At 63.9% G+C, this 15,975-nt stretch carries 17 protein-coding genes; 11 read left to right on the forward strand and 6 right to left on the reverse strand.

Annotation, left to right across the window (positions count from 1 at the left end):
* Positions 1-16: 16 nt before the first annotated feature.
* On the reverse strand, positions 17-901 hold the full coding sequence (gene coxB / locus JG746_RS18535) for a cytochrome c oxidase subunit II (RefSeq protein ID WP_202359398.1): 885 nt from the start codon (positions 899-901) through the stop codon (positions 17-19).
* 135 nt (positions 902-1,036) lie between these two features.
* Positions 1,037-1,717 carry a GntR family transcriptional regulator gene (locus tag JG746_RS18540; protein WP_202354119.1) on the reverse strand — a complete coding sequence of 227 codons (681 nt, stop codon included), beginning with the start codon at positions 1,715-1,717 and terminating at the stop codon, positions 1,037-1,039.
* Positions 1,718-1,935: 218 nt separating this feature from the next.
* Between JG746_RS18540 and JG746_RS18545 the strand changes: the two genes are divergently transcribed.
* The 7 genes from JG746_RS18545 (at position 1,936) to JG746_RS18575 (ending at position 10,437) form a co-directional block, all read left to right on the forward strand.
* Entirely contained in the window at positions 1,936-3,063 is a 1,128-nt protein-coding gene (locus JG746_RS18545) for a sugar ABC transporter substrate-binding protein (RefSeq protein ID WP_202354120.1), read from the forward strand.
* Between the two features lie 98 nt (positions 3,064-3,161).
* The gene (locus tag JG746_RS18550; RefSeq protein WP_202354121.1) at positions 3,162-4,694 is read left to right on the forward strand and encodes a sugar ABC transporter ATP-binding protein; all 1,533 of its coding nucleotides are present in this window, start codon (positions 3,162-3,164) and stop codon (positions 4,692-4,694) included.
* The gene (locus JG746_RS18555; protein ID WP_202354122.1) at positions 4,691-6,772 is read left to right on the forward strand and encodes an ABC transporter permease subunit; all 2,082 of its coding nucleotides are present in this window, start codon (positions 4,691-4,693) and stop codon (positions 6,770-6,772) included. Before JG746_RS18550 ends, JG746_RS18555 begins: the two co-directional genes overlap by 4 nt.
* A 13-nt stretch (positions 6,773-6,785) precedes the next feature.
* Positions 6,786-7,592, forward strand: a complete 807-nt coding sequence (locus JG746_RS18560; RefSeq protein ID WP_202354123.1) for an SDR family oxidoreductase — start codon at positions 6,786-6,788, stop codon at positions 7,590-7,592.
* Between the two features lie 10 nt (positions 7,593-7,602).
* Positions 7,603-8,550 (forward strand): 3-hydroxyacyl-CoA dehydrogenase, encoded by a 948-nt coding sequence (locus tag JG746_RS18565; RefSeq protein WP_202354124.1) that lies wholly within the window; start codon positions 7,603-7,605, stop codon positions 8,548-8,550.
* Positions 8,547-9,509: a 3-keto-5-aminohexanoate cleavage protein gene (locus tag JG746_RS18570; protein WP_202354125.1), complete on the forward strand. Its 963-nt coding sequence runs from the start codon at positions 8,547-8,549 to the stop codon at positions 9,507-9,509. Before JG746_RS18565 ends, JG746_RS18570 begins: the two co-directional genes overlap by 4 nt.
* 49 nt (positions 9,510-9,558) lie before the next feature.
* Positions 9,559-10,437: an SMP-30/gluconolactonase/LRE family protein gene (locus tag JG746_RS18575; protein ID WP_202354126.1), complete on the forward strand. Its 879-nt coding sequence runs from the start codon at positions 9,559-9,561 to the stop codon at positions 10,435-10,437.
* 11 nt (positions 10,438-10,448) lie between these two features.
* On the opposite strand, the gene JG746_RS18580 is transcribed toward JG746_RS18575, so the two are convergent.
* The 4 genes from JG746_RS18580 to map form a co-directional block, all read right to left on the reverse strand.
* Positions 10,449-11,072, reverse strand: a complete 624-nt coding sequence (locus tag JG746_RS18580; protein ID WP_202354127.1) for an isochorismatase family protein — start codon at positions 11,070-11,072, stop codon at positions 10,449-10,451.
* A gap of 178 nt (positions 11,073-11,250) precedes the next feature.
* Positions 11,251-12,042 carry a hypothetical protein gene (locus JG746_RS18585; protein ID WP_202354128.1) on the reverse strand — a complete coding sequence of 264 codons (792 nt, stop codon included), beginning with the start codon at positions 12,040-12,042 and terminating at the stop codon, positions 11,251-11,253.
* A gap of 362 nt (positions 12,043-12,404) precedes the next feature.
* Complete coding sequence (gene radC / locus JG746_RS18590; protein ID WP_202354129.1) at positions 12,405-13,166, reverse strand: RadC family protein; 762 nt, start codon at positions 13,164-13,166, stop codon at positions 12,405-12,407.
* A 57-nt stretch (positions 13,167-13,223) separates the two neighbouring features.
* Positions 13,224-14,051, reverse strand: coding sequence for a type I methionyl aminopeptidase (gene map / locus JG746_RS18595; RefSeq protein ID WP_202354130.1), 828 nt, complete (start codon positions 14,049-14,051; stop codon positions 13,224-13,226).
* A 275-nt stretch (positions 14,052-14,326) separates the two neighbouring features.
* Here map and JG746_RS18600 point away from each other — a divergent pair, with 275 nt between their 5' ends.
* The 4 genes from JG746_RS18600 to JG746_RS37175 all read left to right on the forward strand — a co-directional run bounded on the left by JG746_RS18600 (position 14,327) and on the right by JG746_RS37175 (position 15,950).
* The gene (locus tag JG746_RS18600) at positions 14,327-14,665 is read left to right on the forward strand and encodes a hypothetical protein (protein WP_202354131.1); all 339 of its coding nucleotides are present in this window, start codon (positions 14,327-14,329) and stop codon (positions 14,663-14,665) included.
* A gap of 111 nt (positions 14,666-14,776) precedes the next feature.
* The gene (locus JG746_RS18605) at positions 14,777-15,013 is read left to right on the forward strand and encodes a hypothetical protein (RefSeq protein WP_202354132.1); all 237 of its coding nucleotides are present in this window, start codon (positions 14,777-14,779) and stop codon (positions 15,011-15,013) included.
* Positions 15,014-15,189: 176 nt separating this feature from the next.
* Positions 15,190-15,486: a DUF982 domain-containing protein gene (locus JG746_RS18610; RefSeq protein ID WP_202354133.1), complete on the forward strand. Its 297-nt coding sequence runs from the start codon at positions 15,190-15,192 to the stop codon at positions 15,484-15,486.
* Positions 15,487-15,686: 200 nt separating this feature from the next.
* Entirely contained in the window at positions 15,687-15,950 is a 264-nt protein-coding gene (locus JG746_RS37175) for a DUF6074 family protein (protein WP_244730321.1), read from the forward strand.
* Positions 15,951-15,975: the final 25 nt, after the last annotated feature.

Genomic DNA, 15,975 nt, shown 5'->3' on the forward strand with positions numbered 1-15,975 from the left:
ACCTCCGTGTCCTTTTTCAGCGAGCCCCGACCGTTTCGAGCCTTGCTGCAATTTCGGGACCCGGTGCCGCCGTCCGTCCCGTCGTCGCGTCAGCCGACCCCGTCTGCTGGGGGGCGGACAATTGTGCAAAAGTCTGCTGCTGGCCAAGCCAGGCCACATAATCCTCCTGGGTATCGACCATCACGACGCCATGCATCATTGGATGTCCCTGGCCGCAAAGTTCGGCGCACAGCACCTGGAAGGTTCCGGTCCTGGTTGGGGTGAACCAGAAATAGGTCACCGAGCCCGGGATCATGTCCATCTTGGCGCGGAATTCCGGCACATAGAAATCATGCACCACATCGATCGAGCGGAGCAGCATCTTGACCGGTTTGCCGACCGGCAGATGCAGATCGGCCGCTTCGACCACGACATCGTCCTGACCATTGGGATCGCTGGGGATGACCCCCAGCGGATTGTCGGCACTGACATCGCGCGTGTCCGATGTGCCGAGCTTGCCGTCCTTGCCGGGCAGACGGAAGCTCCACTGCCATTGCTGGCCAATGACCTCGACCTCGGTCGCGTCGCTAGGAACGCTAACAAACCGGCTCCAGACGAACAGGCCGGGCACCAGCAACGCCGTGACCCCCACCGCGGTGACGATCGTCAGCCACGATTCGAGCCGCTTGTTCTCTGGTTCGTACGCCGCGCGATTGCCTTCCCGATGCCGGAAGCGGAACACGCAATAGGCCATGAAAAGCACCACGGCGGAGAAGACGGCGCCGGTGATCCAGAAGGTAATGATGATGGTGTTGTCGATATAGGCCCAGTTCGAGGCAATCGGCGTCCACCACCATGGGCTCAGGAGGTGAAACAACACTGAGCCCACTACGATCAAAACGAGTACAAGCGCTACGGCCATGTCCCGTTCCTCCGGCATTCGAGGGGGGAGCCAAGCCGCCCCAAGAAATACCAAGCGCATCATAGCTTATTTTGGGGTCGCAATTCCAGAGCCGACTATCTTGACGGGAAAAATGCCGTCTGTTGCCGCCGCGTCCTATTTCAGCAGGTCGACCAGAACGTCGAAGGCGGCGTCGATATCGGCGCGGATCGCCTGGCGGACGGCTTCGGCGTCACGGTTGCGCAGTGCCGCGAACATCTCCTGGTGGTGCTGGTTGGCGGTCGAATAGTTTCCGGAATCATGCAGCATGTTGAAATAGGGGCTGATCTGCAGCCACAGATTCTCGATGATGTTGAGAATGTTTTCCGAGCCCGCCGCCCGGTAGATCGAGAAGTGAAAGGCGTAGTTGGCTCTGAGGTAGGATTTGACGTCTCCCGCCGCATTGGCCTGTTCGAGTGCGGCCAAATGCTGGCCGAGTTGCGCGATGCCCTGATCGTCGATGCGCTCGGCCGCCCAGGCGGCGGCGATTGCCTCGATCTCGAAGCGCACATTCCTGAGATCGACGAGGCGCGCGCGGCTGAGCGCGGGAATGCCGATCGAGCGGCCTGAAACCACCATCAAGGCATTCGCGGCCGTCAGCCGCCGCAACGCCTCCCTGACCGGCATCGGGCTAACCCCGAAGGCGTCGGCCAGGCTTTGCACCGTCACCATTTCGCCGGGCACGATGCTGCCGTCGAGGATCAATTCGGTGACGTGGCGATAGACCCTGTCCTGCAGGGTCTCCCTGGACAGGGGCACGATCTCGACACCAGGCTTCCTGAACGCCGCTCCGGCCATTTCCCATCAACCTTTCAGCGCAAAGGCCGCGCCACAACCGTCCCGGAATGCAGGGTTCCGGCTGCCGCGTCAAGCGTTGGCGACCGGCGGCATGATACAAAGATATTTCATCATTGATCTTTGATCAAATGGTGTTAGGGTTACCAACATCGGATGGCGAGGGCTACGGTTCGTGCCCTCGGGAGGCATCCGGTCGTTCGTTTCGGGAGGAATTCAAAATGGGTATCGGATTGAAAGTCCGGCGGCTCGCGCTGCTGGCCGGCATGGCCGTATGCGCCTTTGGCATGTCGGGCGCGCAGGCAGCCGAAAAGCACAAGATCTTTCTCAGCATGAGCTATATCGGCAATGACTGGCAGGCCGAGGCGGCAAACATGGTCAAGGCCATGGCCGCTCACAAGAGCCTTGCCGACAAGGTCGACCTGCAGGTCCAGGTCGCCGGACCCAACGCACAACGCCAGATCCAGCAGATCAACGCCATGGTGCAGAGCGGCGCCGAGGCGATCGTCGTCTATCCGATCTCGCCGACCGCGCTCAACCAGGTCGTGAAGAACGCCTGCGACAAGGGGGTGAAGGTCTTTGCCTATGACGCCGAGATCACCGAACCTTGCGCCTACAATGTCCATATCGACCAGCTGGAAGCCGGCAGGGTGACCGCCGAGTGGCTGGTGAAGAAGCTCAACGGCAAGGGCAACATCATCGCCATCACCGGTGTTCCCGGAACATCCGTCGACGACCAGCGCACCAAGGCCGCCAAGGAAGTCTTTGCCAAATATCCCGACATCAAGATCGTCGGCGAGGCTGTCGGCATGTGGAGCCAGGCGGTCGCCCGCACCGAGCTTTCCAAGATCCTCGCCACCCGCAATTGGAACGACATTAACGGGCTGTGGATGCAAGTCGGCTGCTTCACCGCCAACTCCATGCAGCTCGAGGCCGGCAAGAAGGCCAGCGAACTCCTGCCTTGCGCCGGCGAGGGCTCCAATGGCGGCCGCATCCAGATGCTGCCGGAGAGCACTGAGGTCGAAGGTGCGGCTCCCCCCTATGCACCGGCCGGCGCGCAGCGCATTTCCTATGCCTCGCCGCCATATTCCGGGGCGCTGGCGCTGAAACTTGCCGTCGAGGCGATCGAAGGCAAGGACGTGCCGAAGACCACGATCCTGCCGCTGCCGGTCGTCACCAACGAGACGATCAAGCTGTGCGATGAAGGCACCTGGGCGGAGATGAAGGCCGGCTGCAACGTGTTCAAGCCGTCGCTCGTCTCCAACCCCGGCTGGTTCGCCTCGATCTTTTCGGACCAGACGCCCGAGATCGGCCTCAACGCCGCGCTCGTCGGACAGCCGGAGAACTGAGCCTCCCAAGGCAATTCGCGACGATGCACGGATCTCCGTGCATCGTCGATCCGCGCTCATGCGTGGCGTCCAGAAGTGCCCAGCCTGCGATCGAGGATATGACAGAACAATCCGCGCTCCCCGCCATCGAGATCGACGGCATCGGCAAGGCGTTCGGCCCGACCGTCGCCTTGGACGGCGTGTCGTTCGGCATCACCCCCGGCAGCGTCCATGCGCTGCTGGGTGAAAATGGCGCCGGCAAGTCGACGCTGGTGAAACTGCTGTCGGGGCTGGTGCGGCCGAGTGCCGGCCATATCAGGGTCTTCGGCAAGGAGATCGGCTATGGCGCGCCGCGCGCGGCACATGCGCTCGGCGTGCAGACGGCGTTCCAGGAGATGACCTTGGTGCGCGATCTCTCCGTCCTCGACAATATGCTTCTGCCCTATGCCCCGGTCGGCATCTCCGGGCTGATCAGGCGCAACGCCGCGCGCAAGGCGGTGCGCCGCCATATCGACGAGCTCGGCTTCTCCGTCGATCTCGACGCCGAGGTCGGCGAACTCGAGCTCTCGGTGCGCCAGAAGATCGAGATCGCGCGCGCCGTCTACCGTAAGCCGCGCATCCTGTTGCTCGACGAGCCGACCTCGACGCTTGCCGGCCGCGACGTCGACTGGCTGGGCGACATCATCGCCAGGCTGAAGGCGACGGGCACCACCATCGTCTTCATCACCCATCGGATGCGCGAGGTGCGCGCCTTTTGCGACACGCTGACGATCCTGAGGAACGGCCGCCACATCGTCACCGCGCCGGTTGCCGATGTTTCGGACGCCGACGTCATCGAAAAGATCATCGGTCGCTCGATCGAGCAGACCTTTCCGCCAAAGCCCGACGGCGCCCAAGCCTTCGGCCCGCCGGTTCTGGGCGTGCGCGACCTCAAGGTCGGGCGCAAGCTCGACGGTGCGCGCTTCGACCTGCGCCGGGGCGAGATCCTCGGCATTGCCGGACTGCAGGGCATGGGCCAGCAAGACCTGTTCCTGGCTTGCTTCGGCATGGCCGAAATCACCCGTGGCGACGTGCTTGTCGATGGCCGCAAGGTCTGGCTCGGCTCGCCGGCGGATGCGCTGCGGCCCAACATGGCCATCGGCCTGGTGCCGGAAGACCGCAAATCCGAAGGCCTGTTCCTGAAACTGTCGGGCAGCCAGAACGCCACGCTACCGGTGGTGTCGCGCTTTACACGCTTCGGTCTTATCGACACTGCTGCCGAGACCCGCTCCGTCGAGGAGGCGTTCGCCACTGTCGAGGTCGACCGCCGCGCACTGTGGACGCGGGCCGGGGCTTTTTCCGGCGGCAATCAGCAGAAGATCGCCATCGCCAAATGGCTGGTGGCACAGAGCCGCATCCTGCTTCTGTTCGATCCCACGCGCGGCATCGATGTCGGCACCAAGCATGAGCTCTATGTGATGATGCGTAACTACGTCGCCGCCGGCGGCTCGATCCTGCTGCACTCGACGGAAATTCCCGAACTGGTCCACCAATGCGACCGGGTCCTGGTTCTCTATGACGGGTGTATCGCCGCCGAACTCGAAGGCGACGCCATCACCGAGCCCGCCATCATGCGTCCGGCGCTCGGTCATGCCGGGGAAGAAGCCGCATGACCAGCGCTGCAGTTTCACTTTCTGGTTCCGCTGGCTTCAGCCTGCGCCGTGCGCTGATGCGCCATCGCGGCGCGCTGATCGCCGCGGCCGTGCTTGCGATCCTGCTTTTCATCGTCGACTGGATCAGTGCCGGGCCGCTGACCTATTTCGACGTGTCGTTCCTGTCGAGCGGCGGCGCGACCTCGGCGCTGGCGGCAATCGGCCAGACCATCGTCATCCTTTCGGGCGGTTTCGACCTGTCTGCCGGCGCGGTAATCTCGCTGGTCAATGTGGTGCTGGCATCGAGCATGGACCCGATGGCGCCAGGCGCCAGCATCCTTTTGTGGACGGCCGTCGGCATCGGCGTCGGCATGGCGGTGGGCGCCTTCAACGGCTTCTTCATCGCGGTGCTGCGCATGCAGCCCATCGTGGTGACGCTGTCCACCATGTTCATCCTGCAAGGCGTCACGTTGCTGGTGATGGACAAGCCCGGCGGCTTCGTGTCGCCCGATCTCGGCACATTCTATCTGGGCGATGCGATCACCGGCTGGCTGCCGATGCCGCTGGTGGTGATCGGCGTCGTCCTGCTTGCCTGGTTCTGGCTGAAGGGAACCCGCTTCGGCACCGCGCTCTATGCCGTCGGCAGCGACCCGGATTCGGCCGCCGCCGTCGGCATCAATGTCGTGCTGGTGCGCTTTGCCGTCTACGTCATCGCTGGCGGCTGCTACGGGCTTGCCGGCGTGTTCATCAGCGCGCAAACCGGCAGCGCCGACCCGCTGGTCGGCAATCCGCTGCTTCTGTCGATGTTCGCGGCGGTCGTCGTCGGCGGCACGCGTCTTGGCGGCGGGCAGGGCGGTCCGGTGGGCACCGTCTTCGGCGCCTATATCCTGATGATGGTGGTGAATATCCTGCTGGTGCTCAATGTGTCGGCTTACTATTCGACCATCGCGGAAGGCACCATCCTGGTACTGGCGGCGCTTGCGGGATCCTTGTCGCACGCATCGGTGCTTGCCGTGCAGTTGCGCGCGGCGCGCGCCCGTCTCGCCGCCTGGCGCGCCGGCATATTGCCCTCTCAGCTCGAACCGATCGACCGGCGGCTGAAGATCGCCGGGCCTACGCAAAACCAGCGCGGTCCGGCATCGCCGCGCCCGGCTTTCCGCCTGCGCAACGCCGAGACGCTGCGCTATGCGCTGCCCGCCTATGTCTGCCTGCTCATCATTGTCGTCGTCACCCAGGTCTGGCTCGGCCGCGCCATCCTCAATCCGGGGTACTGGAACTCGCTGCTGGTGCTGTCGTCCTTCCTCGCCGTCCTCGCGCTGGGGCAGGGAACCGTCATCCTGACCGGTGGCCTCGATCTTTCCGTGCCGTGGACGATCGGCATTTCCGGCATCATCCTGGCCGGCATGGTCAATGGCTCCGACGCCGCACTCCTCTATGCCCTCCCGGTCGTGCTGGTGATGGCCTGCGCCATCGGTTTCGCCAATGGTTTTGGTATCGCCTATCTCGGCATCTCGCCGATCGTCATGACGCTGGCCACCAACGGCATCCTGCAAGGCTTCGCGCTTGTCTATTCGCAGGGAACGCCGGCAGGCTTTTCCTCGCCGATGCTGCGATGGTTCATGACGGCCAAACTCGGCTTTGTCACCCCGATCGTGCTGTTGATGATCGTCTTCGTGGCCGTTGCGGTGCTGCTGCTTGGACGCACGCCGTTCGGACGCCGGGTCTACGGCGTCGGCAACGGGCTGCGCGCGGCGCGCCTGTCCGGAATCGGCGTCGAGCGCACGCTGATCCTGGTCTACATGCTGTCGGCCGTCTGCGCCGCTCTTGTCGGCATCATGCTGACCGGCTTTTCCGGCCAGGCAAGCCTCGGCATGGGCGACGACTATCTCTTGCCGTCGATCGCGGTCGTGGTGGTCGGCGGCGCGCTGATCACCGGCGGGCGTGGCCATTATCTCGGCATGCTCGGCGGCGTGCTGCTTTTGACGGCGCTGCAGATGCTGCTGGCCGGCACCACGCTGCCCTACGCCACCAGGGCAATTCTTTACGGGCTGGTCGTTCTCAGCGCCGTCATGGCGCTGCGCGAACGGCGGCTGCAATGAAAGGGACAGGACGATGAGCGCAAAGGCACCCGCATCGGCGGACGAATTTCTGGCCGGGCTGAAAGGACAGCGCGTGCTGGTGACGGCGGGCGCCGGTGGCATCGGCTTCGCCATTGCCGACACGCTGTCGCGGCTCGGCGCCCGCATCGTCGTCTGCGACATTTCCGACGAGGCGCTGGCCACCGCCCCCGGCAAGATCGACCTGGTCGCGGCGGTCAAGGCCGATGTCTCGCGCGACGAGGATGTCGACCGGCTGTTCGAGACAGTCGAGCAAAAACTCGGCGGGCTCGACGCGCTGATCAACAATGCCGGCATTGCCGGGCCGACCGGCGGTGTCGACGAGATCGAGCCGGATGACTGGCGGCGCTGCATCGACATCTGCCTGACCGGCCAGTTCCTTTGCGCCCGGCGCGCCGTGCCACTGATCAAGGCGGCGGGCGGCGGCTCGATCGTGTCGATGTCGTCGGCGGCCGGCCGCCACGGCTACGCATTCCGCACACCCTATTCGGCGGCCAAGTTCGGCGTCATCGGTTTCACCCAGGGTCTCGCAAAGGAGCTTGGGCCGCACGGCATCAGGGTCAATGCCATCCTGCCCGGCATCATCGAGGGGCCACGCATCGAAGGCGTCATCGCGGCACGCGCCAAGCAGGTCGGCATCAGCCATGAGGAGATGACCGGGCGCTACCTGCAGAACATCTCGCTGCGCCGCATGACCAGCCCGTATGATGTCGCCTCGATGGTGGCGTTCCTGCTCTCCGACGCGGGCATCAACATTTCGGGCCAGTCGCTCGGCGTCGACGGCAACGTCGAAACACTTTGAGGACCAATCCATGGCCAATGTCGCGATTGTCGGAAGCGGGTTCATCGGGCGGGCTTGGGCGATCAGCTTTGCCCGGGCCGGCCATGACGTGCGCATGTGGGATCAGTCGCCGGCCGCCACGGGTGGCGCGCGCGCCTACATAGAAGGGGTGCTCGGCGACCTTGCCGCGAACGAGCTGCTGCGCGGGCAGTCGGTCGACACCGTGCTCGGCCGCATCGCCATCGTTGACGAGCTGGCGGACGCGTTGGCCGATGCTGCGCATGTCCAGGAGAACACGCCCGAAAACCTCGATGTGAAGCGGGAGGTGTTCTCGCTGATCGATGGACTTGCCGGCCCGCAAACGGTCATCGCCAGTTCCACCTCGGCGCTGCTGCCGTCGAAATTCACCGATCATCTGCAAGGGCGGCATCGCTGCCTGGTCGTGCATCCGATCAACCCGCCCTATCTCATTCCGGCGGCAGAGGTTGTGCCGGCGCCGTGGACTTCCGCCGAGACGCTGGAAAAGACCCGCGCCTTCCTCATCGATGCCGGCCACGCGCCGCTGGTGATGAAGCGCGAGCTCGACGGCTTCATCATGAACCGCCTGCAAGGCGCGCTTCTGGAGGAAGCTTTCCGGCTTGTCGCGGATGGCTATGCCAGCGTCGAGGACGTCGATATCGGTATCCGCGACGGCCTGGCGCTGCGCTGGTCCTTCATGGGTCCGTTCGAGACCATCGACCTCAACGCGCCCGGCGGAGTGCGCGACTACGTCGATCGCTACCAGGGCATCTATTCCAACATCTTCCCGCAGATGCTGCGCCGGGTCGACTGGGCGGGCGAGGTCATGAAAACCGTCGAGGCCGAACGCAGCAAGCGCTTACCGAGGGAAGGCCTGGCTGAGCGGCAAGTGTGGCGGGATCGCCGGCTGATGGCGCTGGCGGCGCACAAGAAGAAATCGGATCAGGAGTTCGGACAATGAAAGAAACCAGCCGCAAATCAGGCGCAACGGCGGCCAAGGGCAAGGTCATCATCACCTGCGCGGTGACGGGGGCGATCCACACCCCGACCATGTCGCCCTATCTGCCGATCACGCCGGATCAGATCGCCTCGGAAGCGATCGCGGCGGCGGAGGCCGGTGCCGCGATCCTGCATCTGCATGCAAGGGACCCGGAAACCGGCAAGCCCGACCAGACGCCGGAGGCCTTTGCCCGCTTCCTGCCGCGCGTCAAGCAAGGCACCAATGCCGCCATCAACATCACCACGGGCGGTAGCCCCTACATGAAGGTCGAGGAGCGCGTGCGCCCGGCCGCCCGGTTCAAGCCGGAAGTGGCTTCGCTCAATATGGGCTCGATCAATTTCGGGCTCTATCACCTCGCCGACAAATACGAGACCTTCAAGTTCGACTGGGAAAAGCCGCATCTGGAGGCAACGCGCGACCTCGTTTTCCGCAACTCGTTCAAGGACATCGAGTACATCCTTGCAACCTGCTACGACAACGGCACGCGCTTCGAGTTCGAGTGCTACGACATTGCGCATCTCTACAATCTGGCCCATTTCGCCGATCGCGGATTGGTGAAGCCGCCATTCTTCGTGCAGTCGGTGTTCGGCCTGCTCGGCGGCATCGGCACCCATCCCGAAGACGTCGCCCATATGAAGCGCACCGCCGACCGGCTGTTCGGCGACCAGTTCCGCTGGTCGGTGCTGGGCGCCGGCGCCAGCCAGTTGCGTATCGCGGCGCAATCGGCAGCGCTCGGCGGCAACATCCGCGTCGGGCTGGAGGACAGCCTGTGGGCCGGCAAGGGCAAGCTCGCCAAGTCGAACGCCGAACAGGTCGTGCTGGCACGCAAGATCATCGAGGGCCTTGGCATGGAAGTGGCGACGCCAGACGAGGCGCGCGAAATCCTGTCGCTGAAGGGCGGCGACAAGGTCGCCTTCTGACGCGGTCGGAACAAGCGCCGCGCGGTCACCAAATACACAGGAGGATGGCATGAAGATCGAAGTCGTGGTGGACGTGAAGACGACGCTGGGCGAGGGCCCGCTGTGGGACGTTCAGCAGGAGCGCCTTTACTGGATCGACAGTTTCGACGGGCGCGTGTTTCGGGCGACCGCCGACGGGCGCGAAATCCGCTCATGGGACGTGCCGATGAAGATCGGCTCGATGGCGCTGCGCAAGGATGGCAGCGGCGCGGTCGTTTCGCTGCAGCGCGGCTTCCACCTGCTCGATTTCGCCACCGGCGAGGTGACGCTGATCCATGACCCGGAACCGGACAGGCCGATGAACCGTCTCAATGACGGCAAGGTCGACCGGCGCGGCCGCTTCTTCGCCGGCTCCATGGACACGATGGAGGAGGGGCCTTCAGGTGGGCTCTACCGTCTCGATCCGGATTTCTCCGTCACCCGGATCGATTCCGGCATCATCTGCTCCAACGGCCCGTGCTGGAGCCCCGACGACCGCATCTTCTATTTCGCCGACACCTGGACCGGCGAGATCTGGGCCTATGACTACGACATCGCCACAGGCGCCGCCAGCAACCGCCGCACCTTCGTGCGCGTCGACACGAGCAAGGGCGGTGCGGCCGATGGCTCGACCGTCGATGCGCAGGGGTATCTGTGGAATGCGCTGGTCTATGACGGCCGCCTGGTGCGCTACGCGCCTGACGGAACCGTCGATCGCATCATCGACATGCCGGTGAAAAAGATCACCAGCGTGATGTTCGGCGGGCCGAAGCTCGATACGCTCTATGTCACCTCCATGGCCAAGCCGCCGCTGCCGCGCTTTCCCGGCGACGGTGTCCTGCGCGGCAGCCTGTTCGCCATATCGGGCCTGGGCGTGACGGGCGTTCCAGAACCCCGCTTCGGCGGCTGACGGGCCGCGGCTCAGACGCCAGCCATGACCTCTTTCGCGAGTTCGCCTGATGTCATGACGCGGCCGAAGACCTTGCCGATGATGTCGAGCGTCGCATTGTGCGAGGCGTCGTCCAGGCCGCCATTGGCATCGCTGACGAACGCGACCTTGTAATCGCGCATGAAGGCGCTGCGCGCGGTCGATTCGCAGCAGATGCTCGTGACCGTGCCGGTGATGATGACGGTGTCCACCTTGCCGGGACCACGGATGTTGCGCAGCACCGTGTCGAGCCGTGTGTCATGGAATGCGTCGTAGCGATGCTTGTCGACGATGACGTCGCCGGGCTTGGGTGCAAGCTCGGACACGATCTCCACGCCAGGACTGCCTTCCCGCATGCCGGTCGACTTCAGCCTGGGTTGATAGGCGGTCTCCAGCGGCGAAATCTCGAAATCGTCGCTCAGCACATGCCTGGTGTAGATGATCGGTATGCCCGAGGCGCGGCAAAGCTCGATGACTTGCCGCATGACTGGAAGGCGGTGGCGAGCCGCCGCCACTTCCATGACGGCGCCCTCATCGACGAAGTCCCTTTGCATATCGATGACCAGCAACGCTGCGCGGTCCTTGTCGAAAGGCCATGGCCCCTGACTGTTTGGCATGACCCCTTCCTCCCGTAATGTTGCCGCTCTGTGCTTGCTCTAGCGGCACCATTTCCCGACTGCAATCGCTATCGCCTTCGTGCGGTCGACGAGATCGCGCATCTCCTTGATGGTCAAGAAACAGAAAGGCCGCCGGGCGGAGCCCGACGGCCTTGGCTACTGCCGTTCTGGTCGACGCCTAAGGCGTCGTCTGCGCTTCGATCTTGGTGGCCATCTGGTCGATCTTGTCGGCAAGGACGCCCTGGGCCCAGGTCGTGACCTCGTCATCGACGGGCTTGTTGGCCATGTCCGTCAGCGCTGCATCGAGCGATGCCTGGTCGGTGCCGACGGTCGCCGTGGCAGCCTCCGCCTCGGCCGCGTCGGCCGCCTTGTTGGCGGCGTCGACAACGGCCTTCTGGGCGGTGATCTGATCTTGCACATCCTGGATCTGCGCAGTTGTCGCGTTCGGATCCGCCTGCAGCGCAGTCAGCTTGGCATCCAGCTTATCCAGTTCGGCCTGAGCGGCGTCGGCCGTGGCCGCTGCAGTCTCAGCGGCGGCCTGGGCAACCTTGGCTTTCGCGGACTGTGTCACGAAGGCCTGGATGCCAGCGAACTTCTTGCTCTTGGAATTCATATAGGCGTTGATGTTGCGCTGCAGGGAGTTCAGCCGGCCGAGCTTGGCATGGATGTTTTTCTCCTTCGGCACGGAAGAGACCTGGGTGGTCGTGTCGACCGTGGTGTCGGTCGTTGCGTCGGCGTCCACCTTGCCGACATGCCCTTTGGCCGACGCGGACTTGCCGTGCGAGGCGCCGCTGTTGCCCTTGCCGTTGCCGCCAGCATTGCCGTGGCCACCACCGTTGCCGCCGCCATTGCCGTGGCCACCACCGTTGCCGCCGCCATTGCCGCCACCATGCCCGTTGCCGGCGAGCGCCGGCGACGCCAGAAGCGCCAATGCGGCAAGCGCCGCGAACAGAGTTTTTCGATTTGTCATGGTGTCTCCTCGGGAATCGCCGCCTCCGCCCAACCGCGCTAGATCAGCGTAGTATGAGAAACCGCTAATCGTACTGAGTAAACTTTAGACAAATGCGGTCGCAATGCGCGAGCCTTGTGAAGGAATCCTGTATAACTATTTGATATCTAATGACAATAGTCGCTGTGAGGACGGCGTGCTACTGAAGTCCCATGCCGGCCGGACCATAGTCCTAGCTGTCGGCCAATGTCGCCGAGCGATTGGCAGAAACGCGCTGGAATGCGGGAGTCGATGAGCAAAAACTGGTCGGTATGCGCCATGCGAGAAACGCTCTTGCTTCCCTGTCGGCGAAGACGAGATGGCTGCCTTATTGGGCGTCCCCCCTAGATCAGCAGCAGGCCCTTCATGCTGGCATATCCCTTGCGCCCGATGATGATGTGGTCGTGCACGGCGATACCCAGCCGCTTGCCCGCTTCGATGATTTCTTTCGTCATTTCGATATCGGCGCGCGACGGGGTCGGATCGCCTGACGGGTGGTTGTGCACCAGGATGATCGCGGTAGCCGACAGTTCGAGCGCGCGCTTGACCACTTCCCTGGGATAGACCGGAGTGTGGTCGACCGTGCCGGTCTGCTGCACCTCGTCGGCGATCAGCGCGTTCTTTTTGTCGAGAAACAGGATGCGGAACTGTTCGCGCGCCTCGAAGGCCATGGCCGCGCGGCAATAGGCGAGAAGCTGTGTCCAGGACGAAAGGATCTCGCGGCCATGGACTTCGCCATGCGCCATGCGTTGCGCCGTCGCCGCGACAACCTTCAGGTCGAACGCCACCGCCGGGCCGATGCCCTTGACCTCCTGCAGCAGGTTGACTGGCGCGCCAAGCACTTCGGCAAATGTGCCGAAGCGCGCCAGCAACGCCTTGGCGGCCGGCTTGGTGTCGGAGCGCGGGATGAGCCGGAAGAGCAAGAGCTCCAGAAGTTCATAGTCGGGCAGGGCGTCTGGACCCGCCGAGGCAAAGCGCTCGCGCAAGCGGTCGCGGTGGCCGAGATATCCGGGCTTTTCGGCTGGAGCGGGCCTCGCCTTCGCCGCGGGCCGAACCGGCACCTCGGAGAAGAAACTCCGCTCGTCGTCGTCGCTGGCCTTCCCCATCAGCCCCCGCATCCAGCCAATCGGTCGGGCAAGGCGGTCGCCCGACGTATTCAAATATCAGGCCGGCAGGCCGGGCCGGTCGAGGTTGTTGGGCGAGAGCGTGAAAATCTCGCAGCCCGTGTCGGTCACGCCGATCGTGTGCTCGTACTGGGCCGACAGCGAACGGTCCCGCGTCACCGCCGTCCAGCCATCCGACAGAACCTTCACATGCGGCCGGCCGAGATTGATCATCGGCTCTATGGTGAAGATCATGCCGGGCCGCATCTCGACGCCCTCATTGGCGCTGCCATAGTGCAGGATGTTCGGAGCGTCGTGGAAGAGCTGGCCGACGCCGTGGCCGCAGAAGTCGCGCACCACCGAGCAGCGCTCCGCCTCGGCAAAAGTCTGGATGGCGGCGCCGATGGCGCCGGTGCGGGCGCCCGGCCTGACGGCGGCGATGCCGCGCATCAGGCATTCATGGGTGACCTCGAGCAGGCGTTCGGCCGCGCGCTTGATCGTGCCGACCGGATACATGCGCGAGGAATCGCCGTGCCAGCCGTCGAGGATGTAGGTGACGTCGATGTTGACGATGTCGCCATCCTTCAGCGGCTTGTTGTCGGGAATGCCGTGGCAGACGACATGGTTGATCGAGGTGCAGGACGACTTCGTGTAGCCGCGATAGTTGAGCGTCGCCGGCAGCGCGCCGTGATCCATGCCGAACTCGAAGACGAAACGGTCGATGGTGTCCGTCGTGATGCCGGGCGCGACCATCGGCACCAGCGCGTCCAGGCAACGGGCGGTGAGGTCGCATGCCTTGCGCATGCCGGCAAAACCGTCCTCGCCATAGAGGCGGATCTGGCCGGTGTTTCTGAGAGGGGCCGTCGCGGCGTCGAGATAGGTGACCATTTTGTCCGTATAGAAGGGTGGGCGCTGCAGGAGTGCTGGCGTGAATATCCCGCCAGATTTGGCACTTGAGGGCAAAAGGTTCAAGGAAGAACTGGCTGATGCGGCCTTAGCCGGCGGGATATTCGCCTCGTCGGGGCAATTTTTATCGGTTTTGCACGGCTGCTTTCCTTTCCGGCCATCCTGCGCTAGGCGGGTGCATGTTTTGGAGATCGCGTCCACTACCCAAGCGCGCCTTACCGCTTGAAGCGTCGCTGACGGCAGCCTGCTCATGTCTGATGGGCCTCGTGCTGCTGGCGATGCTGTGCCTCGGCCGGCCCGATCTTCCGACTTTCGCGGACCCTGCCCAGGCCGGCGCCAGCGTTGGCCTGGAACGGTCGGGCGAGGTCGCGGCGCTGCTGCGTGTCACCAACAAGGCACAGGCGCTGGAGGTTCGCGCAGCCCCGCCGGTAATGGCCAAGTTCGCCGGCTTCCATCCGGCCTTGCCGGCTCCGCAAGCTGTTTTCCTTTGGTTGGGCCGGATTTCCCCGACCGCGTCCGTTGCCGGATCCGGCGCGGTGTCCACTCTCCGCGCGAGCACCAACCAGCCGCGTGCGCCGCCATCCGCGCAGGCCTGAGCGGTCCAGGACCGCACGTTCGTCTCCATTCCAAGCCATTCGCGTCGCGACCCGTGCGGCGGCCTTCAGCCGCGCATGGGTGGCGCGGCGCGTCATTTCCGGATCATTGCAATGCAACGTATCAAGACATTCAAAAGCCTGACGCGTGCGGCCTCGGCTGCATCTTTCCTGTCCGTCCAGGCGTTCATCTGTATCGGAACCCTCTATTGGGCGATTGCCGAGACGCTCTATCTGTCGGGAACCGGAGCGCTCGTCCTTGGCGCCCTGTTCGCCTTGCCGTCGGCCTATGTTCTGCTGACGGTGGTGCGCATGGCTTTCGACGCGGAGACCGACCCGGCCAATCAATAGCGGCGCTGCCGGTGCGAAAGTTCTGCCTGGCTGGTGCCGGCAGGACTTTCCTCGGCCTGTCCGCAGCAGAACGGCCGTTTCCGCAGTGACGACACATTTGCGTGGCATTGCCCAGGCAAAGCAACTTTTGACGACGAACGGCGTTGCCTGGGCGACGCCAGTTCGGGAGATCGCGGATGGATAGATTGCAATTCGAGGTGCCGGTGCGCATTGCGCAAGGCCCCGGCTTGCCCGTCGAGGAGATTTACAGCGTCGAGCAGGCGCTGGATTTTCTCCAGGACTGGCCTGCGCGCCGGCAGGGGCCGGTGTACCAGAAAGCCTTCAATGCCTGCTTCGGCGCCACGGTGGATGTGGTCAAGACCGAGGATGCCTGCCGGGCGTTCATGGCGTTCTGCCGTGTCACCGGACTGATGGCCAGCGACATGATGGCGCCACGCAAGCGTGGCGGCGAGGCAAGCGCGCTGCGGGCCTGAGAGCTGCTTCGCCTGTTCCGGTCGACCGCCTCCTTCTCAACCAACCTGGCTTGAACGTGCGTGATGATCTCGTGTCGGGGTCATCTTCGGATCGCCTCGCACAGCGACGCAGCGGCGTTAAGCTTCCGTTTCCACCTTGGCGGCTACGCCATTGCTTGTTCAGCAATGGTTGATTCGTTGCGTCAGTTCAGGTTTGGAAGATGTCCCCAGAAAAAGTCCGTGCATTCCCGATCGACCGTCAGCTATTCTTGGTCAGGGAAGTCGCAGCCAAGCTAGACAATCTGCATGGCGAGACTGCAGCCTCGTTCTGGAGGGCTAAAGCAGCCGAGTTGCTTGACCTGGTTGTCGGGTCGGGCAGGGACAGAGCAACCGCCAGTGATGAAGTGCGCAGGTTTTTCCTGGCCGTACAGAGAGAGCTTTCGGCTGGGCTTGCTGCTGAACCGACTCCAATTCTTTCTGCCTGAAGCAAATATTTCTCTATTGCGTCAC

Source organism: Mesorhizobium sp. 113-3-3, assembly GCF_016756495.1.
Lineage (GTDB): Bacteria > Pseudomonadota > Alphaproteobacteria > Rhizobiales > Rhizobiaceae > Mesorhizobium.